Consider the following 22,036-nt stretch of genomic DNA (forward strand, 5'->3'; position numbering starts at 1 on the left):
TGGCCGGGCGGCGGCCTCCCCTTCCCTACGCGGCCGCCTGCTGCGGCGCGCGCACGCGCTCCTCGGCGATGCGGCCGGCCTTCATGGTGATCACGCGGTCGGCGATGTGGAAATAGCGGTCGTCGTGCGAGATGACCACCAGCAGGTGGCCCTTGGCGCGCAGCTCGGGCAGCAGCTCGGTGTAGAACAGATGGCGGAAGGTCGGGTCTTGGTCGGCGGCCCATTCGTCGAACACCAGCACCGGACGGCCCTCGAGGTAGGCATGCACCAGCGCGAGCCGCTTGCGCTGGCCGGTCGACAGGTCGGTGGTGCTGAAGGCGCCGTCCTTGACCGAGACCTTGTGCGCGATCTCCAGGCGCTGCAGGTAGGGCAGCGCGGTCTCGGGCAGCGTCTGCCGGCCGCCCTCCCCGCCGGCCACCAGGTCCTCGAACAGGTAGAAGTCGGAGAACACGGTGGTGAACAGCTGCCGGTAGTCGTCGCGGGTCTGGGGCGTGACGGCCTCGCCGTCGAGCACCACCTCGCCCTGCTGCGGCGCATAGAGGCCGAGCAGCAGCTTGATGAGGGTGGTCTTGCCCGAGCCGTTGTCGCCGACGATGAAGACGATCTCGCCGCGCTCGATGCGCAGGTCCACCGGACCGAGCACGAACGCCTCGCTGCCCTCGGGCGTGTCGAACGCATAGCGCACGCCGCGCATCTCGATGGCCTCGCGCAGCGGCGGCGACGTCGGCGGAGAGTCCAGATGCAGGTGCGGTTCCGGCGTGGCGAAGCGGGCCGACAGGTCCGCGATGCGGCCGAAGGCCACCTTGGCGCGCCCCACGCGCGGCAGCGCGCCGACGATCTGGTCGATCGGCCCCTTGATGAACAGCAGCACCAGCACGAAGCCGCTGAGCACGGCGGGCTCGGTGGTGCGCCACGCGGCCCACCCGAGGATCATCGCGATCAGCAGGAAGAACAGCGCGGAACCGAAGGAGGTGGCGAGCACGAAGATGTTGATCGCGCGGCGGTTGATGTCGCGGATGGCGTCGACGGTGCGCGCGATCTGCCCTTCGTACACGCGGGAGCGGCGCGCGCGGTGCATGCGCAGTTCCTTGGCGCCCTCGCTGATGCCGCGGTAGGCCTTGTGCAGCAGCTCCTCCTGCTCGCGCGACTCGAAGAAGCCCGCGATGCCGCGCGCATGGGCCCAGGTCTGGACGGCCACGCCGACCAGCATCGCCACCACCAGCAGGCCGAACAGCGGCAAGGACAGCCAGGCCAGGTAGCTCAGGCAGCCGAGCGCGACGGCGGTCGAGATCATGGTCGCGGCCAGCATGAAGGCCACGTCGCTGATCATGTCCACGTCCTGCGTGAGCACGGGCATCAGCCGGTGCATGCGGTAGCGCTCGAGCGCATCGATCGGCGCCGCGAGGATCCTCATCGCGAGGTCCTTGCGCACCTGCGCGACCAGGCGCTGGCCCACGATGTTGTTCGAGATGTCGGAGATCGCGCGGCCGACCAGCGCGCCGGCACACAGCACGATGAAGGTCAGCAGCAACCCGCCGGCCATGCCTCCGGGCCGGCTCAGGACCTGGTTGATGGTCGCCAGCAGCGCCACGGTCGCCATCGCCGCTCCGATGCCGGTGGCGGCGGACAGCGCGATCCAGGGGGCAAAGGGTTTCAGCAGCGCGAGCAGGTCGGAAGCCTTGGCACTGGCGGGTGGAGTGTGCATGACCGGTAAGACGGCCCGGCATCCGGAATGTTTAGTGCGGATGCCGGCGGCGGCGCTATTGGAGGATCGAGGATTTTCGCGCTTCGTCGTCCGACCCGGAGCCGACCATGGCGGCGCCCGCCAGCGCCCACAGGGTCAGCGCCTCGTCGAAGGCACGCACGTGCCTGGCATCGCGCCCGAGCCACAGGACCAGCTTCTCGGCGCGCTCGAGCGACGGGGCGTCATGCAGTTCGCGAAAAAGTCGCCAGGCCTCGCTGCAGGCCGGATCGGAAGTGAGGTGGTGCCTAGAGTTCATCGCGTCGGGACGCCTGGGTGGGTAAGGATGCGCAGATAGACGCGGCGCGCCGCCCGGTGTTTAGCGGCTGTCATCTTCGTGTCTCGAAGTCGTGACTTGCTTCACGCGGCAGCGGCGAGCGGCCGCGCTAAACAAACCGGCCGGCCGCGCGTCTTTCGGGGATATGCATCCGTTCATGGATGCGACTGCGACGCTCTCATGCCACTGCATCCCGATCTCGAAGCCTTCCTCGAACTGGCCGCCCTCGCCGAAGAGGACGGGCGCGCGCCGATGTGCGCGCTGGAACCCGCGCAGGCGCGCGCCAGCTACGACCAGTCGACCCTCGCGCTCGACGGCGTCGGGCCCGAGCTTCCGGTCGAGGACATCGGCTTTCGCGCCCGCGACGGCGCGACGCTGCGCGCCCGGCTGTACCGGGGCGAAGATGCGGGCACGCCGTTGCCGACCGTGCTGTACTTCCATGGCGGCGGCTATGTCGTCGGCGGACTCGATTCGCACGACGCGCTGTGCCGCGCGCTGGCGCAGCGCACGCCCTGCGCGGTGCTGGCCGTGGACTACCGGCTCGCGCCGGAGCACAAGTTCCCGACCGCCTTCCACGACGCCGAGGATGCCGCCCTGTGGCTCGCGGCGCAGGGCGCATCCCACGGCCTGGACACCGCGCGCGTGGCCTTCGCCGGCGACAGCGTCGGCGGCACGCTCGCCACGGCCCTGACGCTGGCCGCGCGCGATGCCGGACGGCCGCAGCCGCTGCTGCAGGTGTTGCTCTACCCCTGCACCAGCATCCGCCAGGACAGCGATTCGCACCGGCGCTACGCGAGCGGCCACCTGCTCGAGCAGCGCACGCTGCAATGGATGTTCGGCCACTACCTGCGCAGCGAGGACGACCGCGCGGACTGGCGCTTCGCCCCGCTCGCCGCGCAGGACCTGTCGGGTCTCGCGCCCGCGCACCTCGTGCTGGCCGAGTACGACCCGCTGGTCGACGAAGGCCGGGCCTATGCCCAGCGGCTGCAGGCGGCCGGCGTGCGCACGCAACTGCGGGTGCACGAAGGCATGGTCCACGACTTCGCCCGCCTGAGCCAGGTGGTGGAGGAAGCCGACACCTTGCGCTCGTCGATCGCGCACACGCTGGCCGAGGCATTCGGACGCGCACGCGTCGCCGCGGCCGCGCCCGCACCCACGCCGGCATCGGCGATCGGCGCCTGGGTGTTCCATGCGCACCCCGACGGCGAGCCGCTCGAGGTGCGTCTCGACGGCTCGAAGCTCACGGTCGGCCCGCAGGCCGGCCATGGACCGACCAGCCACTGGCTGCTGCACGCGCAGGCGGGCGCACTGCGCCTGGAAGCATCGAACAGCCACGACGCCGAGCCCGCGCAGACCCATCTGCTGGCCGCCATCGAAGCCGCCTTCGTGCGCCATCCGCAACGCGCCACGCTGTCCCTGCGGCTCGCACCGTCGAGCCCGGCAGGCCTGGCCCAACTGGTCGATACCGGCGCGGCGAGCCTGCCGCCAGGCAGCGATGCGATCGTGGCGCGCGAAGCCTTCTGGCAACTGCCGCGCGTGTGGCGGTGCGGGCCGCGCGAGCCCTTCGCGCTGCGCTACACGATGAGCCAGGGCCGGCGCCATCCGCTGCGGCCGGCCAAGCCCTCGGGCACCGTCTACCGGCGCCACATCCCGTGGCTGTCGCAGACGCTGACGCTGGCCACGGTCGACATCGAGCGCGACCTGCCGGCCTTCCATCGCTGGATGAACGATCCGGTGGTGGCGCACTTCTGGGAAGAACAGGGCGAGCTCGCCAGGCATCGCGCCTACCTCGAGGCGATCGCGGCCGATCCGCGCGTCACCGGGCTGATCGGGCGCCTCGACGGCGAGGCCTTCGGCTACTTCGAGGCGTACTGGGCCAAGGAGGACCGCATCGCGCCCTTCTACGACGCGGGCGACCACGACCGCGGCTGGCACGCGCTGATCGGCGAGGCGCGCTTTCGCGGCAAGCCCTTCCTCACGGCCTGGATGCCCTCGGTGTCGCACTACCTGTTCCTCGACGACTGCCGCACGCAGCGCATCGTGATCGAGCCGCGCGCGGACAACCACAAGATGATCAAGAGCCTGGGCCGCTGCGGCTACGCCCACGTGAAGGAATTCGACTTCCCGCACAAGCGCGCGATGCTCGGCATGCTGCTGCGCGAACGCTTCTTCGGCGAAGCCCTCTGGATTCCCCAGGGGGACGCCACCGTCTCGCCACCTTCGGCCGATCGCGCCGAACCTCCCCTCAAGGACATTCCATGCAAATCCACGACCTGATCGGCATCGGCTTCGGCCCGTCCAACATCGCGCTGGCGATCGCGCTCGACGAGAAGCGCCACCACGGCCAGTTCGTGGATGCCCTGTTCATCGAGAAGCAGCCGGGCTTCGTCTGGCACAAGAACATGCTGCTGGACAACGCGCACATGCAGATCTCGTTCATCAAGGACCTGGCGACGCTGCGCAATCCCTCGAGCCGCTTCACCTTCCTGAACTACCTGCACGAGAAGCAGCGCCTGCAGGACTTCGTCAATCTCAAGACCTTCTTCCCGAGCCGGCACGAATTCAACGACTACCTGGGCTGGGCCGCGGCGCAGTTCGAGGACCGCTGCGCCTACGGCGAGAGCGTGTTCGAGGTGGTGCCCGAGATGCGCGGCAGCGAGGTGCAGCTGGTGCGCGTGCGCTCGCGCCAGGCCGACGGCAGCGTGCGCGAGCGGCTGGCGCGCAACCTGGTGGTGAGCGTGGGCGGCGTGCCGAAGATCCCGGCGCGCTTCCAGCCCTTCAGGGACGACCCGCGCGTGTTCCATTCGAGCAGCTACCTCGAGGCGATCGCGCGGCATCCGAAGGCCGAGCGCATCGCCATCGTGGGCGCGGGCCAGAGCGCGGCCGAGATCTTCATGGACCTGCAGAGCCATCCCAACAAGCCCGCGGTCGACCTGATCATGCGCGCCCGCTCGATCAAGCCTTCGGACGACAGCCCCTTCGTCAACGAGATCTTCAACGCCGACTTCACCGACTTCGTGTTCAACCGCTCGCAACCCGAGCGCGCCGAGCTGCTGGAGGAGTTCTGGCACACCAACTACGCGGCGCCGGACCTCGAGCTGATCCAGCAGATCTTCAACGTGTTCTACCGCCAGCGCGTCGCGGGCGTGGCGCGCCACGGCTTCCTGCGCCGCCACGAGGTGTCGGCGGTGCGCGCGGCGGCGGACGGCATCCACCTGTGGCTGCACGACCTCAACACCGACCAGCGCGCCGAGCATGGCTACGACGTCGTGGTCCTCGCCACCGGGTACGAGCGCGACGGCCACAGGACGCTGCTGGATCCGCTCGCGCCGTACCTGGGCGACTTCACGGTCGATCGCCACTACCGGCTGCAGGGCACGCCGGAGCTGAAGCCGGGCATCTTCCTGCAAGGCGCCTGCGAGACCAGCCATGGCCTCAGCGACACGCTGCTGTCGGTCACGGCGATCCGCTCCGACGAGATCGGGCAGGCGCTGCTGGAGGCCAATCCACGGCCGGCGCAGGCCGCGCAGGCCGCCGGACGCACGCCGTTGCCGGCCGCCGTGATTTAACGCCCCGGACATCGCGCGGTGATACACTTAATAAGAATCGTTCTTATTACAGTCCCTCGGGATCACCCCAGCGCCCTGCCGCATCGCCGGCTCGTCATTCCTTGCCGAAGCTGACGAGCCCGAAGGCACGACCGGCGACCGGGCTCCCGGGGCCCATCGTCGATGCTTGCGAGAAGGCGACCGGATGCGCGACCTCGTCCAGGAACTTGTAGCTCACTATGCGGACTTGCGCCGACAGCTCACTCGCGACCTGAGGGATCCTCATTACGCGGCGGACATCGCGCAGTCGAGCTTCGAGCGGGTGTTCGTCCAGGCCACGAAATCATCGGGCAGCGCCGGCAGCGACGACGCGAAGGACGGTTCCGGCATCGAATCGCCGCGCGCCCTGCTGTTCCGCGTGGCGCGCAACCTGTGCATCGACGAGGCGCGCCGGCGCAAGGTGGCGCAGGAATGGGCGGGCACGCACGCCACTCTCGGATCGAACCTGGTGGCGCCATCGAGCGAGTTCGTCGTGGCGCAGCAGCGCGTGCTGGCGCGCGTGGTCGAGACCCTCGAGAAACTGCCGCCGCGCCGGCGCGATGTGTTCCTGCTGTTCCGTGCCTACGGCCACACGCGCGCCGAGATCGCCACGCAGCTAGACATCACCGAGATGGCGGTGGCCAAGCACCTGCTGCGCGCCACCATCGACTGCTCGCGCGTGTTCGCCGAGTTGCGCGCCGACCTGATCGCGCCGCAGCACATCCAGAACCACGCGGGCTTCGACACCGCACTGGCCGAAGACTTCTCGTGAGCAGCCTGACGGTGGGCGCGCCGCGCGAACGGCTGGTCGAGCGCGCGCTCGCGCTGATCGTGGAAGGCGAGATCGCGCCCGGCGAGGCCGCGCAGCACAGCCGCCTCCTGTTGAACCAGTGGCGCAGCAAGTCGCCCGAGCACGCGGCCGCCTTGCTCGAAGCGCGTCAGCGCTGGAATGCACTGGGCGGCATGGCCGACGACCTGCGCGCGCATTTCGACGCACCAGCCACCCGCATGGTGGCCGCGGCCGCGACCTCGGGCCGCGGGCCGCAGCGCCGCAAGCTGCTGCTGTCGATCGCGGGCCTGCTGGGCACCGGCGTGCTGGCCGGTCGCGGCCTGCAGTGGTATTTGCAGCAGCCGGTCTTTCACGCCGCCTACAGCACGCGCACCGCCCAGATGCTGAAGCTGGCGCTGGCCGACGGCACCGCCGATGCGCCGGGCAGCCAGCTCGACATCGCGCCGCGCAGTGCCATCGACGTCACGCTGTACCGCCAGCGGCGTGTCGTCGAGATGGCGCGCGGCGAGGTGCGCTTCGAGGTGGCGCACGATGCCGCTCGGCCTTTCCAGGTGCTCACGCGCAGCGCCGTCATCGAGGTGGTCGGCACGGTGTTCTCGGTGCGCGACCGGGGCGGTCCGGTCACGGTGGGCGTCGAGCGCGGGCATGTGCGCGTACGGGTGCGCGCGCGCGAGGGCGCCGAGGCGCCCGCCGTGGAGATCGTCGACCTGCGCGGCGGCGAACTGGTGGAGGTACAGGGCGGGCATGCCGAAGCCGTGCGCCAGGCCGACACCCAGGCGCTCTCGGCCTGGCGCGATGGCTGGCTGGTGTTCGACAACACGCCGCTGCGCGATGCGCTGGCCGTGATCAACAGCTACCGCCCGCGCCCGATCGTCAGCAGCGATGCGCGCACCGACGCCCTGCGTCTGTCGGGGCGCTTTCGCACCGACGACTCGGTCGGCCTGGTCGCGCTGCTGCCGCGGATCCTTCCGCTGACGGCCGTGCCGCAGGCCGACGGCAGCGTGGCGCTCCAGGCGCGCTGAACGACACGCCCGCGGCGCCGCATGCGCCGCACCGCTTCGGCGGGTGTCTCCGTTTGGCGAGTTCAAACGTCTTACATCGAGAAGCGCCAAGGCCGCGGAGTTTTCGCGGGACCCGGCGTCGATCACGGAATACGTCGCATTTACCTTGACCTGGAGCCTCGACCCATGCGTTCTACGCCTCGCCACCGCCTTCTGAGCGCCGCGCTTGCCGCCGCCTTCGGCACCGTCTTCGTCAGCTGGAACGGTCCGGCACTCGCCCAGACACCGGCCCAGACGGCAGCGCCCGTCTTCGACATCAACGTGGCGGCGCAACCGCTCGCCGCGGCGCTCAACGAGCTGTCGCGCCAGACCGGCACGCAGATCCTGGCGTCGGGCGAGGTGGTATCGCGCATCAACGCGCCGGCCGTCTCGGGCCGCCTGAACTTCCAGCAGGCGCTCGACCGGCTGCTCGCCGGCAGCGGCCTGGCCGCGTCGCGCGAAGGCGCCGCGGTGGTCATCCGCGCCGCCGGCGCGGCCGAGGCGGGCCGCACGCTGCCGCCCGTGCACGTGACCTCGACGCTCGATGCCGACACGACGGCCGCGGTCCAGCGCGAAGGCACGGCGGCCGAGGGCTACCGCGTCCGCTCGGCCACCTCGGTCGGCGCGCTCGGCAACATGGACCTGCGCGATGCGCCGTTCGCGATCAACGTGGTGCCGCGCGAACTGCTGCAGAACATCCAGGCGCAGTCGCCCGACGACGTCTACAAGGTCAGTCCCTCCACCCTGTCGCAGACGCCGCAGGTCAGTGGCTGGGCACCGATGGTCAAGATCCGCGGCTTCAGCAGCTACGACCGCGCCGAGGACGGCCTGCGCCGTTCGTTCGGCTTCGCCGCCTCGCTCGAGGACAAGGAGCGCGTCGAGGTGCTCAACGGGCTCTCGGGCTTCCTGTTCGGCGCGGCCTCGCCCGGCGGCATGGTGAACTACGTCAACAAGCGCCCGACGCTGGAGCGCCTCAACAGCGTGACGGTGGGCAACTACGGCGGCAGCCAGTACTACGTGCATGGCGACTTCGGCGGCCAGTTCGACAGCGAAGGCCGCGTGGGCTACCGCCTCAACCTCGTGCGCCAGAAGGGCGAGACCGCCGTCGACGACCAGAAGATCGACCGCTCGCTCGCGAGCCTGGCGCTGGACTTCAAGGTCACCGACAAGCTCAAGCTCGAGCTCGGCGCGAGCTACAGCGACTACCACATGCAGGCGCCCACGGCCTACTGGTCGTTCCGCGAGGGCGTGCGCCGCATCCAGGCGCCCGATTCGAGCAAGAACTGGGGCCAGCCCTGGATCCAGGACGAGACCGAGAGCCGCAAGCTGATGGCCAAGGCCATCTACGAGGCCAACGACCATCTCACGCTGCGCGCGGCCTATCTGCGCGACAGCCAGGAGCGGCCCAAGCAGGACCACACCCAGAACTCGGTGCGCTCGCCCACCGAGTACTACCAGATCCGCATCCACTCGGGCCCGACCAAGACCAAGTCCGAGGCCTGGCAGGCCCTCGCCGACCTGTCGTTCGACACCGGCCCACTCGCCCACAAGCTCACGATGGGCTACTACGGCTTCGAAGACACGCAGTGGCAGACCTCCTACGCCCCGAACACCGGCTACCTCGGGCCGAACGGCTTCATCACGCCCAACCACGTGCTGCAGCCGGTCTGGCCGGCCATCCCGCCGAACTCGATGTACTACTCGAGCCGCATCCGCAACGAGAACTGGGTGATCGGCGACATGATCCGCTTCAACGACCAGTGGTCGGTGCTGGTGGGCGCCAACCGCAGCACCATCAAGACGCTCGACCGCAACCGGTACGGCGCGCCGAACCAGCCGGACTACGACCGTTCGCGCACCTCGCCCAACGTCTCGCTGATCTTCAAGCCGCAGCCGTGGCTGACCACCTACGCGACCTACATCGAGGGCCTGGAGCCCGGCGGCATCGCGCCGCTGACCGCCTCCAACAGCATGAGCGTGATGCCGCCGATGCAGAGCAAGCAGAAGGAAATCGGCGCGAAGGCCGAGCTCGGCGGCGTGCTGCTGAGCGGCGCGCTGTTCGACATCGAGAAGGCCTACGAGTACACCGACCGCAACAACACCTATCGCCAGGACGGCAAGCAGCGCCATCGCGGCGCCGAGGTCTCGGCCTCGGGCAAGCTGACCGAATCGTGGAGCATCGTGAGCGGCGTGACCTGGCTCACCGCCAAGGTCGAGGGCGGCACCTACAACAACAACGCGCCGATGAACGTGCCGAAGCTGCTGGCCAAGCTCTACACCGAGTACGAGCTGCCCTTCGTGCCGGGCCTGAGCCTGACCGGCGGCATCTATCACGTCGGCAAGCAGTGGGCGACCGCAACCAACACCAGCCGCCTGCCCTCGTTCACCACCGTCGACCTCGGCCTGCGCTACGCGACCAAGGTCTCGGGCAAGCCGGTGTCGCTGCGCCTGACGGTAAACAACGTCGCCAACCGCGACTACTGGCTCAACAGCTACTACCTGGGCAACCCGCGCAGCGTGGCGTTCTCGGCGCAGATGGCGTTTTGAGCGGGCTCGTCGCACCCGGCCTGTCGCGCCGCGGCCTGCTGGGCGGCATGCTACTGCTCGCGGGACGCGGGTCCGGCGCCGCCACGCGGCGCATCGCGGCACTGGACTGGGTCAGCGCTCAGAACCTGATGGCGCTGGGCGTGGCGCCGCTGGCGATGCCCGAGCTCGATCTCTACCGGCACGTGGTGGTGGAGCCCGGCCCGGGCGCCGCGACGCGGGAGCTGGGACTGCGCGCGGAGCCCAACTTCGAGCTGCTCGCGTCGCTGAAGCCCGACCTGCAGGTCTACACCGCGGAGATGGCCGCGCTGCTGCCCAAGCTCGGCCGCATCTCGCCCACGCTGCGCTTCGACCCCTATCCGCCCGGCGGCGCGCCCGACCTCTGGCTGGCGGGACGCGACGCGCTGCTGCGCCTGGGCAGCGCGCTCGGACGCGCGCCGGCCGCCGAGGCCTACGCGCGCGCCTGCGCCGAGGAACTGGACCGGTGGCGCGAGCGCATGCGCGGCTACGACGGGCGGCCCGTCTACGTGGCCACGATCCTCGACGGCCGCCGCATGCTGGTGTTCGGCCGCGGCAGCCTGTTCCAGAGCGTGCTCGACCGTTACGGCGTGATCAATGCCTGGGACGGCCCGACCTCGCGCTTCGGCCACCTGACGGTGTCGGTGGACCAGTTGCTGCGTCGGCCCGAAGCGCGCCTGCTGGCGGTCGGCAACGACACGCCGCAGCACCTGCTGCGCGTGCTGCGCACGCCGGTCATCGCGAGCCTGCCGTTCTCGCGCGCCGGCCGCGTGAGCATCGTCCCCAACGTGCTGTTCTATGGCGGCTTGCCACCGGCACGCCGCTTCGCGCGCCTCGCGGCCGAGGCGCTCGGCCGCCGCGACGACGGCGAGGGCCGGCCATGAGATGGCGCAGCCACCCGCAAGCGGCCGGACTGGCCATGGCCGGCGGCATGACGCTGGTGATGGGCCTGTTCGCCGCCTACAACCTGAGCGCCACGCTGTCGGGCGGCGCGGCCGCGGGCGCCGCGCCCGGGCAGCAGGAAACCCGCGCGCTGATGGTCTATTACCTGCTGCTGCCGCGGCTGGCCGTGTCGCTGCTGGCCGGCGCCGCGCTGGGACTGTCGGGCGCCATCCTGCAGCGCCTGCTGCGCAATCCGCTGGCCGAGCCCTCGACGCTGGGCGTGTCGGCCGGCGCCTATCTGGCGCTCGCGGTGGCGACGCTGTTCGCGCCCGCGCTGGCGCTGGCGGCGCCGGAGCTCGTGACCTTCGCGGGCGCGCTGGCCGCGCTCGGCGCGGTGCTGATGCTGTCCTGGCGCAAGAGCCTGTCGCCGATCACGGTCACGCTCTCGGGCCTGATCGTGAGCCTCTACTGCTCGGCCGTGAGTTCGGTGCTGGCGCTTTTCTTCCACGAGTTCCTGGCCGGCCAGATCCTCTGGGGCGCGGGCTTCCTCGACCAGCAGGACTGGAGCGGCGCGCAGTACCTGTGGCCGCGGCTGCTGGTCGCCGCCGCGGCGGCCGCGCTGCTCATGCGGCCGCTGAGCATCATGGCGCTGGGCGACGAGAATGCGCGCAGCCTGGGGCTGCCGCTCGCGGCCTACCGGCTGCTCGCGCTGGTGGTGGCGGCCGGCCTGGCGGCGGTGGCGACCTCGGCGGTCGGCATCATCGGCTTCATCGGCCTGGCGGCACCCACGCTCGCGCGCGCGAGCGGCGTGCGCGTGGGCGGCTCGATGTTCTTCTGGTCGGGCCTCATGGGCGCGCTGCTGCTGGCCACGGCCGACCAGATCGTGCAGTCGCTGCCGGTGACCTTCCGCATCTTCCCGACCGGCGCCGTGACCGGCCTGCTCGGCGCGCCGCTGCTGTTCCTGCTGATCCGCCGCCTCAAGATGCTCGCGCCCCAGTCCTCGAGCGGCCCGCGCCACGTGCGGCTGCTCGCGCATCCGGGCCGCGTGCTGGCGGCCATGGCGGGGTTGTCGCTGCTGGCCGCATGGATCGCATTGGTCGTCGGCCGCGGCGTCGAGGGCTGGTCCGTCGCGCTACTGCCGCCGGCCGACCTGTTCGAATGGCGCGCGCCGCGCGTGCTCGCGGCCTTCAGCGGCGGCGCCATGCTGGCGCTGGCCGGCGCGATCCTGCAACGCACCACCGGCAACGCGCTCGCCTCGCCCGAGGTGCTGGGCGTGTCCTCGGGCGCGATCCTGAGCCTGATCTGCTTCACGCTGCTGTCGAGCGAGCCGACCCGCACCGCGCAGATCGCGGCCGGCGGGTTCGGCGCCTTCGCGGTGCTCGCGCTGATGCGCCTGCTGTCGCGCCAGCCGGGATTCAGCGGCGACCGCCTGCTGCTGATCGGCATCGCGCTCGGGTCGGTGTCGAGCTTCATCACGGCGGTGCTGATGGTCTCGCAGGACCCGCGGCTCAACCAGCTGCTGGCATGGTTGTCCGGCTCGACCTACGCGGTCAGCGGCGGCGAGGCCCTGCTGGCCGCCGGCCTGCTGGGCGCGGGCCTGGCCTGCGTGCCGCTGGTGAGCCGCTGGCTGGATCTGCTGCCGCTGGGCGAGGTGCACGCGTCGGCGCGCGGCATGCGCCTGAACGCCAGCCGCAACATGCTGTTCACGCTGGCCAGCGCGCTCACCGCGGGCGCGACCATGCTGGTCGGGCCGCTGAGCTTCGCCGGCCTGATGGGCCCGCACCTGGCCCGGCTCGTGGGCTTCCAGCGCGCCGGCACGCACCTGTTCGCCTCGGCACTGGCCGGCGGGCTGATCCTGCTGCTGGCCGACTGGATCGGCCGCAACATCCTGTTCCCGTTCCAGGTGCCGGCCGGCCTGCTGGCGGCCCTGGTGGGCGGGCCTTTTCTCCTCTACCTGATCGGGAGACGCGCATGAGCACCGCGCCGCGAAGCACGAAGCCACTTCCATGAGCGTCGACAAGATGCTGCCGCTGCGCGTCGTCGCATCGACCCGCCTGACGCCGCACATGCTGCGGCTGCGGCTGGCCGGCCACGGCCTCGCGCCCTACGAGGACATGCGCGAACTGCACGTGCGCCTGTACGTGCCGCGACTCGGGCACCACGCGGCCGTGCAACGGGCGCTGCGCGAACTCGAGGGGCCGCCGGATGCCGCGCTCGTGGCCCGGATGACCGCGCGCTACTACACCGTGCGCCGGGTCGATGCGCGCGCGGGCTGGCTCGACATCGACTTCGTGCTGCACGAACCCGCCGGCCCGGGCAGCGCCTTCGCGCTGCAGGCCCGCCCGGGCGACCTGTGCGCGATCTCCGCGCCCTGCGGCCGTGGCGCGCGAGCGGCCCAGCGCTACCTGCTGGCCGGCGACGAGTCCGCCCTGCCCGCGATCGCGCGCATCGCGGAATCACTGCCCGCGCGCGCCCTCGGCACCATCGTGGTCGAGGTCGCGTCGGCCGACGAACGCATCGACTTCGAGCGGCCGGCGGGCATGCCGCTGCACTGGCTGCATCGCGACGGCGAGCCGGCGTGCGCGAGCACGCGGATCGAGGCCCTGGTGCGCGCGGAGCTCGCGCGGCTGCCGCCCCCCGATCCCGCGCTGTTCGTCTGGCTGGCCGGCGAATGGACCGTCGCCGCCAGTCTGCGGCCGCTGCTCGCCGCCTACAAACCGCACAGTCTCTGCGTCGCCTACTGGCGCGACGAACCACCCCGCGAGGACAACGACACGTGACGACGGATACGCCGCTCTATTCCCTGCGCGATGTGCGCTTCGCCGTTCCGGGCCGCGAACTGCTGCATCCGCTCACGCTGGAGCTGCCGGCGCGGCGCGCCATCGCGCTGATCGGCCACAACGGCTCCGGCAAGTCGACGCTGCTCAAGCTGCTGGCGCGCCAGCAGCCGCCCAGCGGCGGCAGCATCTCGTTCGAGGGTGAGCCGCTCGCGCGATGGAGCGATCGCGCGTTCGCGCGCAAGGTCGCCTACCTGCCCCAGTCGACGCCCGATGCCTCGGGCATGCTGGTGCGCGACCTGGTGGCGCTGGGCCGCTACCCGTGGCACGGCGCGCTGGGCCGCTACGGCGCCGCCGACCGGCGCAAGGTGGCCGAGGCGATCGAGCTGACCGACATCGGCCAGTACGCCGACCGCCTCGTGGACACGCTCTCCGGCGGCGAGCGCCAGCGCGTCTGGCTCGCCATGCTGGTGGCGCAGGACGCGCAGTGCCTGCTGCTCGACGAGCCGATCTCGGCGCTCGACATCGCGCACCAGGTCGACGTGCTGTCGCTGGTGCACCGCCTCGCGCGCGAGAAGGGCGTGGCCGTGGTCGTCGTGCTGCACGACGTGAACATGGCCGCGCGCTTCTGCGACGAGATCATCGCGCTGCACGGCGGCGCGATGATCGCGCGCGGCACGCCGGACGCGATCATGCAGCCCGAGGCGCTGCGGCGCATCTACGGCATCCCGATGGAGGTGCTCACGCAGCACGCCACGGGCAAGCCCGTGGCGCTGGCCTGCTAGGCCCGCTGCCCGTCACACCGCCTCCACTCCCGAGCGCAGCCCGACCTGGCCGGCCAGCGTGTCGGCCACCGCCTGCAGCAGCCCGGCGTCGCTCGGCATGCCGTCGTGCGTGGCATCGACGCGGACCCGCGCCATCTCGGGCTGTCCGAGCTGCAGCGCGAGCGCGCGCGCATCGTCGCGCGGGCGCTGCGCGGCCCACCAGGCGCATGCCGGCACCTCGAGCGCCGGCAGCGCCGGGCTGTCGAGCGAGAGCCGGCGCAACCGGTGGCCCACGACCAGGTGGCGCGCCAGCTCCGCGTCGCTCATCGCCGCGAACACCGGATGCACCGCCTGCGCACGCGGCCCGCGCGAGGCCGCGACCCGCGACAGCCAGCCCGCCAGCGCCGCGGGGTCGGCATCGTGCGCCGGCAGGCCGTCGGGCAGGGCCGGCGCCGCGCCGGCGCCGGGCCACATCGCCGCCACGAAGTCCGCGACCTCGCGCTGCCAGTCCAGCGGCTCGCGCGCGCCGGCGGCCGGCACGTAGGGATCGATAAGCCCCAGGTAGGCCACGCGCTGCCCCTCGGCCTCCAGCCGCGCCGCCACCAGCGCGGCCAGCGTGCCGCCGAGCGACCAGCCCAGCAGCAGGTACGGCCCGCGCGGCTGCTCCTGCCGGATCGCGCGCGCATGGTCGGCCGCCATCTGCTGCAGCGACGCATCGCGGTGCGCGGGGTCGGCGAGCATCCGGCACATCACGCCGATCACCGGGCGCTGCTCCTGCAGCAGCCGCGCGAGCGGCTGGTAGTCGAAGACGGTGCCGTAGCCCGCGTGCAGGCAGAACAGCGGCGTGCCTTCCTGGCCCGTGCCGTTCAGGCGCACCAGCGGCGAACCGACCGGCGCGGCCGGTGCCGGCGGCGCGGCGCCGAGGCCGAGCAGGCCCGCGATGGTCGGCCGCTGCAGCAGGTCGCGCAGCTTCAGGCGCGGCCCGGGCAGGCCCAGCGCCGCCATGCGCCCGACGGTCTTCAGGCTCAGCAGCGAATCGCCGCCGAGCTCGAAGAAGTTGTCGGTCTCGCCGACGCGCGGCACGCCCAGCACCTGCTGCCACACCGCCGCCACCGCGGCGGCCTCGGGCGTGGAGGGAGCCACCCAGTGCCGCGTCGCGCGCGCATCGGGCGCGGGCAGCGCGTTGCGGTCGAGCTTGCCGCTGATCAGGCGCGGCAGCGCCTCCATGGGAATCACGTGCGTGGGCACCATGTAGTCGGGCAGGCTCTCGGCCAGCCCGGGCCTGACGCGCGCCGCGAGCGCCTCGGCGTCCTCGCCGGCGGCGGGCACCACGTAGGCCGCCAGCTGCCGCCCAGCGCCGGCCTCGACCGCGGCGACCACCGCATCGGCCACGCCGGGCAGGCTCCGCAGCCGCGCCTCGATCTCGCCGAGCTCGATGCGGAAGCCGCGGATCTTCACCTGGTGGTCCTGCCGCCCCACGTACTCGAGCTGGCCGTCCTCGCGCCAGCGCACCAGGTCGCCGGTGCGGTACAGGCGCCCGCCGGCCGCGTCGTACGGGTCGGCCACGTAGCGCTCGGCGGTCATGCCGCCCTGGCCCTGGTAGCCGCGCGCCAGCCCCTCGCCGCCGATGTAGAGCTCGCCGACCACGCCGCGCGGCAGCAGCCGCAGCGCGGCATCGAGCACATAGGCCTGGCGTCGCCCCACCGGCTGGCCGATCGGCGCATAGGCGCAGTCGAAGCTCTCGCCGGCCTGCGCCTTCCAGATCAGCGGCGTGACCACCGTCTCGGTCGGGCCGTAGCCGTTGATCAGCAGCCGCGGCCGCAGGTGCGCGCGCACCCGCTCGTAGGCTTCGCGCGGCATGGCCTCGCCGCCGAACACGTAGAGCTCCACCGGCGGCGCCGTGCCCTGCGTCTCGGCGCACTCGGCCAGCTGCGCCAGGTAGGCCGGCGGGAAGGCGGCGTTGGTCGCGCGGTGGCGCTCGAGCGCCTCCAGGGTGCGCGGTGCCTCCCACAGCTCGTCGTCGCGCAGCGCGAGCGCGGCGCCGATGCTCAGCGCGGTCAGCCAGCGCTCGTGCGCGCCGTCGAACGAGAAGGACATGAAATGCAGCTCGCACGACCGCGCGCGCATGCCGTAGATGTCCGCCACCGCCTGGCAGTGCATGGCCAGCGGGCCGTGCGCCACCGCCACGCCCTTGGGCCTGCCGGTCGAGCCCGAGGTGTAGATCACATAGGCGATCTGCGCCGGATGCACCGCCACGCGCGGCGCGTGCGCCGGCATCTCGCGCAGGTCGAGCTGGTCGACGCACAGTTGCGGCACCGAGGCCGGCAGCCGGTCCGCCAGTGCCGCCTGCGTCAGCACCAGGCCGAGCGCGCTGTCGGCCACGATGTAGGCATTGCGTTCCTCTGGATTGGCCGGGTCCAGCGGCACGTAGGCCGCGCCGGCCTTGAGCACCGCCAGGAAGGCGACGATGCTGTGTTCCGAGCGGCGCAGCGCGACGCCGATCCGCGTCTCGGCGCGCGCGCCCGCGGCGATCAGGCGGTGCGCGAGCCGGTTGGCGGCCGCGTCGAGTTCGGCGCAGCTCAGCACCCGGTCCGCCACGCGCAGCGCGTCGGCCGATGGCTGCAGCGCCGCCTGGGCCGCGATCAGTTCGTGGATCGCGAGCGAATGCGGCGCCACGCCCACGCCCTGCGCCATCGACCGCAGCGCGGCAAGCTCGGCCTCGTCGACCAGCTCCAGCGAGCGCAGCGGCCGCTGGCCGTCCCGCGCCAGTTGCCGCAGCAGGTGCATGAAGCTGCGGCTCAGGCGCTGCACGTCGTCCTGGCGCAGCATGTCGCGCCGGTGGATCAGCTTCACCGACAGCTGCTCCGCCAGGTGGACCTCGACGTCCATCGGGTAGGTGGTCACGTCGTGCGTGCGCACGTTGTCGAAGCGCAGCGAGCGCTCGCGGTGCTCGGCCAGGGTGGCGTCGACCGGGTAGTTCTCGAACACCACGATGCTGTCGAACAACCCCTCCCCGCCATGCCCCGCCCAGCGCTGGATCTCGTGCAGCGGCGTGTGCTCGTGCTCGCGCGCCACCAGGTTGCGTTCCTGCAGCGCGCGCAGCCAGGCGCCCACGCCGGTCTCGGGATCGGCCTCCACCACCACCGGCAAGGTGTTGATGAACAGGCCGAGCATGCGATCGGCGCCCGCGAGTTCGGCCGGACGACCGGCGACGGTCGCGCCGAACACCACCGTGCGCTGGCCCGTGACCGCGGACAGCGCGAGCGCCCAGGCGCCCTGCACCAGCGTGTTGGGCGTCACGCGCTCGCGCCGCGCCGCGGCCACCAGCGCCGCGGTCTGCGTCGCGTCGAGCCGCGCGTGCACCGCGCCGTGCCCGGTCTCGCCGAGCGGGCGGCGCAAGGCGTCGGCCAGCCGCGTGGGTTCGGGCAGGCGCGCCATTTCCGCGCGCCAGTAGCGCTCGTGCGCCGCCGCGTCGCGGCCGCCGAGCCAGGCGATGTAGTCGCGATAGGGGCGCGGCGCCGGCGTGGGCTGCGCGCCGTGGTAGCGCGCGAGCACCTCGCCCAGCAGCTGCGACGTGCCCCAGCCGTCGAGCAGCAGGTGGTGGCGGGTCCAGACGAAATGATGGCTGCGCTCGCCGCTGCGGATCAGCGCCAGCCGCAGCAGCGGCGGACGGCTCAGGTCGAACGCGCGGTGCTGGGCCTGCGCATACGCATCGAGTGCCTGCGCGAGGTCGGCGCGACCGCGCCAGTCGAGCCGCTCGAACGGCAGCGCCACCTGGCGCGCCACCCACTGCAGCGGCTGCGCGTCGTCCTGCACGAAGCCCGTGCGCAGGATCGGATGGCGTTCGGCGGTCGCGTGCCAGGCCTCGGCGAAGCGCTGCTCGTCCAGGCCTTCGATGTCCACGCGCAGCTGGTTGACGTAGGCGGTGCCGGCGTCGTCGAGCATGCTGTGATAGAGCAGCCCGCGCTGCATCGGCCCGAGCGGGTACAGGTCGGCCGTCTCGGCCAGCGGCACCGGCAGCGCGTCGAGGCCGGCCTGGCTCAGGCCCGCGAGCGGGAAGTCGGCGGGCGTCAGCGCGATGGCGCCCGACAGGCAGTGCTGCAGCAGCGCCTCCAGGCGCTCGCGCATGCCGGCCAGCAGCGCCTCGATGTCGCGGCCCGCGTGGATGTGGCGGCTGTAGGTCCACTGCAGCGACAGCCGTCCCTGGTAGACGCGCGCGCCCACGTCCAGCCAGGCGCGGCGCCGGCTGCCCGGCGCGCGCTGCGTGCCCGCGCTCTCGTCGGCCATGCGCCAGGCCGCCTGCGCGCCGGTGCGCTCGTCGAACTGGCCCAGGTAGTTGAACTTGACCTGCGGGTACGAGGCCTGCGACAGCACCGCCCCCTGGTCATGCATGTGGCGCAGCACGCCGTAGCCCAGCCCCTTGCCGGGCACGGCGCGCAACTGGCCGAGCACCGACTTCAGGTCGGCGTCGAGGTTCTCGCCGCCGGCGGCCAGCCGCTGCGGATACAGCGAGGTGAACCAGCCGACGCTGCGGCTCAGGTCGAGATCGCCGATGTCCTCGCGCCCGTGGCCCTCGAGCTCGACCAGCACGCTGTCGCGGCCGGTCCAGCGGCACAGGGTCTGCGCCAGCGCGGTCAGCAGCAGCTCGTCGATGCGCACCCGGGCCTGGCGCGCCGCGTCGACCACCAGCCGGCGCGTGAACGCGGCGTCGAACTCGAGCGTCGCCACCTCGGCATCGGCCACGGTGTTGGACCCCTGCGCGTTGCCGGGCAGGTCGGGTTCGCCGCTGCCGCACAGCGCGCGCCAGTAGGGCAACTGCGCGAGCAGCGCCGGGCTGTCGGCATGGGAACGCAGCTGCGCCACCCACGCCTGCCAGCTCGCGCTCCGCGGCAGCGGGTCGGCGTGCGCGTCCTCGTCCCGTGCCTGCACATAGCAGGCCTCGAGGTCCTCGAGCAGGATGCGCCACGACACGGTGTCGACCACCAGGTGATGGGCCGCAAGAAGCAGCCGCGAGCCCGCGCTGCCCAGGTCGATCGAAGCGGCCCGGAATGGCTGCTCGAGGCTCAGGCCGCGCTGCAGGCGCTCGACGGCCTGCGCCAGCGCCGCCTGCGGGTCGACGGCCGCGCTCAGGTCGAGGAAGTCGATCGGCGCGGCACCGCCCGGCGCCGCGGCCTGCTGCTGCCAGCCCTCGTCGGCGCGCGTGAAGCGCAGTCGCAGCGCACCGTGGTGCGCGACCAGGCGCGCGATCGCGCGCTCCAGCCGGCGCGCATCGATATCGTCCTCGCCGGCCAGCATCAGCGACTGGTTCCAGTGGTGGGACGCCTCGAAGCGCTGCTCGAAGAACCACGACTGGATCGGCGAGAGCGCGAACGGCTGCGCGGGGTCGAGCGGCTCGGCCTGCGCAGTCGCTTCGGCAGGCGCGTCGCTCATCGTCTGCGCCAGCGCGGCCACGGTCTGGGCCTGCATCATCTGCCGCGGCGTGACGACCAGGCCCTGGCGGCGCGCGCGCGCCACGATCTGCAGCGTGAGGATGGAGTCGCCGCCGAGCTCGAAGAAGTTGTCGTGCCGGCCCACGCGCGGGGCCTTGAGCAGCGCGGCCCAGACGCTCGCGAGCGTCTCCTCCACCGGGCCCACGGGCGCCTCGTAGGAGGCCTCGGGCCGGGCCTGCGCCTGCGGCAGCGCGCGCCGGTCGAGCTTGCCGTTGGCGGTCAGCGGCAGCGCGTCGAGCACGGTCAGCGTGGCCGGCACCATGTAGTCGGGCAGCGCGCGCGCCAGCGCGGCGCGCAGGTCCGCCGCATCGAGCGTGACGCCCGCGGCGCGCACCGCGTAACCGTGCAGCTGCAGCCGGCCGCCGTCGCCCGCGCGCGCGACCACCGCGGCATCGGCCACGTCGGCGCACCCGCGCAGCACGCGCGCGATCTCGTCGAGCTCGACGCGATAGCCGCGCACCTTGACCTGGTCGTCCAGCCGGCCGAGGAACAGCAGGCTGCCGTCGTCGAGCTGGCGCACGCGGTCGCCGCTGCGGTAGAGCCGCTGGCCCGGCTGCCGCGGATGCGCCACGAAGCGCTCCGCGGTCTGGCCCGGCCGCCCCTGGTAGCCGCGCGCGAGCTGCGCGCCGCCCAGGTAGAGCTCGCCGGCCACGCCCGGGGGCACCGGCTCGAGCCGCTCGTCGAGCACGTGGGCCGAGTTGCCGGCCAGCGGCACGCCGATCGGCAGCGTCTCCTGCGCCGCATCGGCCTGCGCGGCCGGCTGCGTGAGGATGCCGACCGTGGTCTCGGTCGGGCCGTAGTGGTTGAGCACGCGCAGTCCCGGCCGCAGCGCGGCCACGCGCTCGAGCAGCGCGCGGCCCGTGGCCTCGCCGCCGAGGATCAGGCAGCGCTCGGGCAAGGCGCCCGCGGGATCGGCCGCCGACAGCAGTGCCTGCAGGTGGCTCGGGACGATCTTGAGCACGTCGACGCGCTGCGCGCGCAACGTGGCGGCGAAGGCGTCCGGGTCGAAGGCCTCGCGCGCGCCGACCAGATGCAGCAGATGCCCGCCGCAGAGCGCGCCGAACAGCACGGTGTTGCCCAGGTCCGCCGCCACGGTCGACACCATCGCCATGCTGCCCGGGCGCTGCGGCAGCTCGAGCCGCGCCAGCAGTGCCTGCACGTAGTTGGCCAGCGCCGCGCGCGTGACGACCACGCCCTTGGGCTGGCCGGTGGAGCCCGAGGTGTAGACCAGGTAGGCCGCCTGTTGCGGCTGCAGCGGCGGCGCCGCGAGCGCGGCATCGGCGCCGGCATGCGGCGTGCCGAAGCCCGGCAGCGCGTCGTCGCGCAGCGGCCAGCCATGCAGGGGCCACACCGGGACGCCGGCCTCCCAGTCCAGCGGCCCGGCCGCCAGCAGCAGGACCGCCGCGCTGTCGCGCAGCTGGTAGGCCAGCCGCTGCGCCGGCAAGGCCGGATCGAGCGGCACATAGGCGCCGCCGGCCTTGAGCACGGCCAGCACGGCCAGCACGAACGGCACGCCGCGCTCGGCATGGATCGCCACGCGCACCTCGGGCCCGACACCGGCCTGCCGCAGCGCGGCGGCCAGCCGGTCGCTGGCCGCGTCGAGCCGGCCCTGGTCCAGCCTGCCGACCGGATCCTGCGCGCCGCCTTCGCGCGGCTGCGCCAGCGCCCGTTTACGCCAGAGCGCCACCACGTCGGCCGGGCCACCGGCCAGCGCGGCGGTCTCCAGGGCCGGCGCACCGGGCGCGCCGGCGACATCGGCCAGCAGCGCACGCGCGCCGGCCTGCGTCGCATGCAGGTCGACGAAGGCCGCGAGGAAGGCATCGACCTCGCGCGCCATCGATTCGACGCGCGATGCGTCGATCCAGGCCAGGTCGGCCAGGTAGTCGAGCGTGAGCGAGGCGCCGACCATCACGCGCAGGGTCAGCGGATAGTGGCTGCCGCCCTCGCCTTCGAGCGGGCCGAAGTGCAGGCCGTCGGGCGCGCCCTGGCGCAGCGCCTCGTCGACCGGGTAGTTCTCGAACACCAGGATGGTGTCGAACAGGGTGCCGGCGCCGTCGGGGCCGGCGCGCTGGATCTCGTTGAGCGGCGTGCGCTCGTGCTCGCGCGACGCGGCGTTCTGCGCCTGCA

12 protein-coding genes and 3 pseudogenes are annotated in these 22,036 nt (G+C 72.5%); 9 read left to right on the forward strand and 6 right to left on the reverse strand.

Features of this window, described 5'->3' with window-relative positions; translation table 11 throughout:
• Window positions 1-25: 25 nt before the first annotated feature.
• Both INQ48_22960 and INQ48_22965 read right to left on the reverse strand, forming a co-directional pair.
• A complete protein-coding gene (locus INQ48_22960; protein ID QRF56210.1) occupies window positions 26-1,705 on the reverse strand; it encodes a cyclic peptide export ABC transporter in 1,680 nt (559 codons plus the stop codon).
• Window positions 1,706-1,760: 55 nt separating this feature from the next.
• The gene (locus INQ48_22965) at window positions 1,761-2,000 is read right to left on the reverse strand and encodes a hypothetical protein (protein ID QRF56211.1); all 240 of its coding nucleotides are present in this window, start codon (window positions 1,998-2,000) and stop codon (window positions 1,761-1,763) included.
• 1,047 nt (window positions 2,001-3,047) lie between these two features.
• On the opposite strand from INQ48_22965, the gene INQ48_22970 reads away from it, so the two are divergent.
• The 9 genes from INQ48_22970 to INQ48_23010 all read left to right on the forward strand — a co-directional run bounded on the left by INQ48_22970 (window position 3,048) and on the right by INQ48_23010 (window position 14,441).
• Entirely contained in the window at window positions 3,048-4,295 is a 1,248-nt protein-coding gene (locus INQ48_22970; GenBank protein ID QRF60848.1) for an acetyltransferase, read from the forward strand.
• The gene (locus INQ48_22975) at window positions 4,277-5,587 is read left to right on the forward strand and encodes a lysine N(6)-hydroxylase/L-ornithine N(5)-oxygenase family protein (protein ID QRF56212.1); all 1,311 of its coding nucleotides are present in this window, start codon (window positions 4,277-4,279) and stop codon (window positions 5,585-5,587) included. Before INQ48_22970 ends, INQ48_22975 begins: the two co-directional genes overlap by 19 nt.
• A gap of 184 nt (window positions 5,588-5,771) precedes the next feature.
• The gene (locus INQ48_22980) at window positions 5,772-6,377 is read left to right on the forward strand and encodes an RNA polymerase sigma factor (protein QRF56213.1); all 606 of its coding nucleotides are present in this window, start codon (window positions 5,772-5,774) and stop codon (window positions 6,375-6,377) included.
• A 32-nt stretch (window positions 6,378-6,409) separates the two neighbouring features.
• Window positions 6,410-7,417 (forward strand): FecR domain-containing protein, encoded by a 1,008-nt coding sequence (locus INQ48_22985; protein ID QRF60849.1) that lies wholly within the window; start codon window positions 6,410-6,412, stop codon window positions 7,415-7,417.
• A gap of 165 nt (window positions 7,418-7,582) precedes the next feature.
• A complete protein-coding gene (locus INQ48_22990) occupies window positions 7,583-9,982 on the forward strand; it encodes a TonB-dependent receptor (GenBank protein QRF56214.1) in 2,400 nt (799 codons plus the stop codon).
• On the forward strand, window positions 9,979-10,881 hold the full coding sequence (locus INQ48_22995; GenBank protein ID QRF56215.1) for an ABC transporter substrate-binding protein: 903 nt from the start codon (window positions 9,979-9,981) through the stop codon (window positions 10,879-10,881). The genes INQ48_22990 and INQ48_22995 overlap by 4 nt, the downstream gene beginning before the upstream one ends.
• A gap of 35 nt (window positions 10,882-10,916) precedes the next feature.
• Window positions 10,917-12,854 carry a Fe(3+)-hydroxamate ABC transporter permease FhuB gene (fhuB, locus tag INQ48_23000; protein QRF60850.1) on the forward strand — a complete coding sequence of 646 codons (1,938 nt, stop codon included), beginning with the start codon at window positions 10,917-10,919 and terminating at the stop codon, window positions 12,852-12,854.
• 31 nt (window positions 12,855-12,885) lie between these two features.
• A complete protein-coding gene (locus INQ48_23005; GenBank protein QRF56216.1) occupies window positions 12,886-13,659 on the forward strand; it encodes a siderophore-interacting protein in 774 nt (257 codons plus the stop codon).
• Window positions 13,551-14,441 (forward strand): ATP-binding cassette domain-containing protein, encoded by an 891-nt coding sequence (locus tag INQ48_23010; GenBank protein ID QRF56217.1) that lies wholly within the window; start codon window positions 13,551-13,553, stop codon window positions 14,439-14,441. Before INQ48_23005 ends, INQ48_23010 begins: the two co-directional genes overlap by 109 nt.
• A gap of 12 nt (window positions 14,442-14,453) precedes the next feature.
• Here INQ48_23010 and INQ48_23015 read toward each other — a convergent pair whose 3' ends face one another.
• The 4 genes and pseudogenes from INQ48_23015 to INQ48_23030 all read right to left on the reverse strand — a co-directional run bounded on the left by INQ48_23015 (window position 14,454) and on the right by INQ48_23030 (window position 21,818).
• On the reverse strand, window positions 14,454-15,425 hold the full coding sequence (locus INQ48_23015) for a hypothetical protein (GenBank protein ID QRF60851.1): 972 nt from the start codon (window positions 15,423-15,425) through the stop codon (window positions 14,454-14,456).
• Window positions 15,426-15,596: 171 nt separating this feature from the next.
• Window positions 15,597-17,207, reverse strand: a pseudogene (locus tag INQ48_23020) (amino acid adenylation domain-containing protein).
• 1,230 nt (window positions 17,208-18,437) lie between these two features.
• A pseudogene (locus INQ48_23025) lies at window positions 18,438-19,889 on the reverse strand (non-ribosomal peptide synthetase).
• Window positions 19,890-20,093: 204 nt separating this feature from the next.
• Window positions 20,094-21,818 (reverse strand): annotated as a pseudogene (locus INQ48_23030) (amino acid adenylation domain-containing protein).
• Window positions 21,819-22,036 lie beyond the last annotated feature (218 nt).

Origin of the sequence: Variovorax paradoxus (assembly GCA_016806145.1) — a bacterium.
Lineage (GTDB): Bacteria > Pseudomonadota > Gammaproteobacteria > Burkholderiales > Burkholderiaceae_C > Variovorax.

Coding starts and splice junctions, on each gene's coding strand:
- INQ48_22960 (QRF56210.1), bottom strand. CDS start 1,705: ATGCACACTCCACCCGCCAGTGCCAAGGCTTCCGACCTGCTCGCGCTG.
- INQ48_22965 (QRF56211.1), bottom strand. CDS start 2,000: ATGAACTCTAGGCACCACCTCACTTCCGATCCGGCCTGCAGCGAGGCC.
- INQ48_22970 (QRF60848.1), top strand. CDS start 3,048: ATGGTCCACGACTTCGCCCGCCTGAGCCAGGTGGTGGAGGAAGCCGAC.
- INQ48_22975 (QRF56212.1), top strand. CDS start 4,277: ATGCAAATCCACGACCTGATCGGCATCGGCTTCGGCCCGTCCAACATC.
- INQ48_22980 (QRF56213.1), top strand. CDS start 5,772: ATGCGCGACCTCGTCCAGGAACTTGTAGCTCACTATGCGGACTTGCGC.
- INQ48_22990 (QRF56214.1), top strand. CDS start 7,583: ATGCGTTCTACGCCTCGCCACCGCCTTCTGAGCGCCGCGCTTGCCGCC.
- fhuB (QRF60850.1), top strand. CDS start 10,917: ATGGCCGGCGGCATGACGCTGGTGATGGGCCTGTTCGCCGCCTACAAC.
- INQ48_23005 (QRF56216.1), top strand. CDS start 12,886: ATGAGCGTCGACAAGATGCTGCCGCTGCGCGTCGTCGCATCGACCCGC.
- INQ48_23010 (QRF56217.1), top strand. CDS start 13,551: ATGGACCGTCGCCGCCAGTCTGCGGCCGCTGCTCGCCGCCTACAAACC.
- INQ48_23015 (QRF60851.1), bottom strand. CDS start 15,425: ATGGCGGCGCTGGGCCTGCCCGGGCCGCGCCTGAAGCTGCGCGACCTG.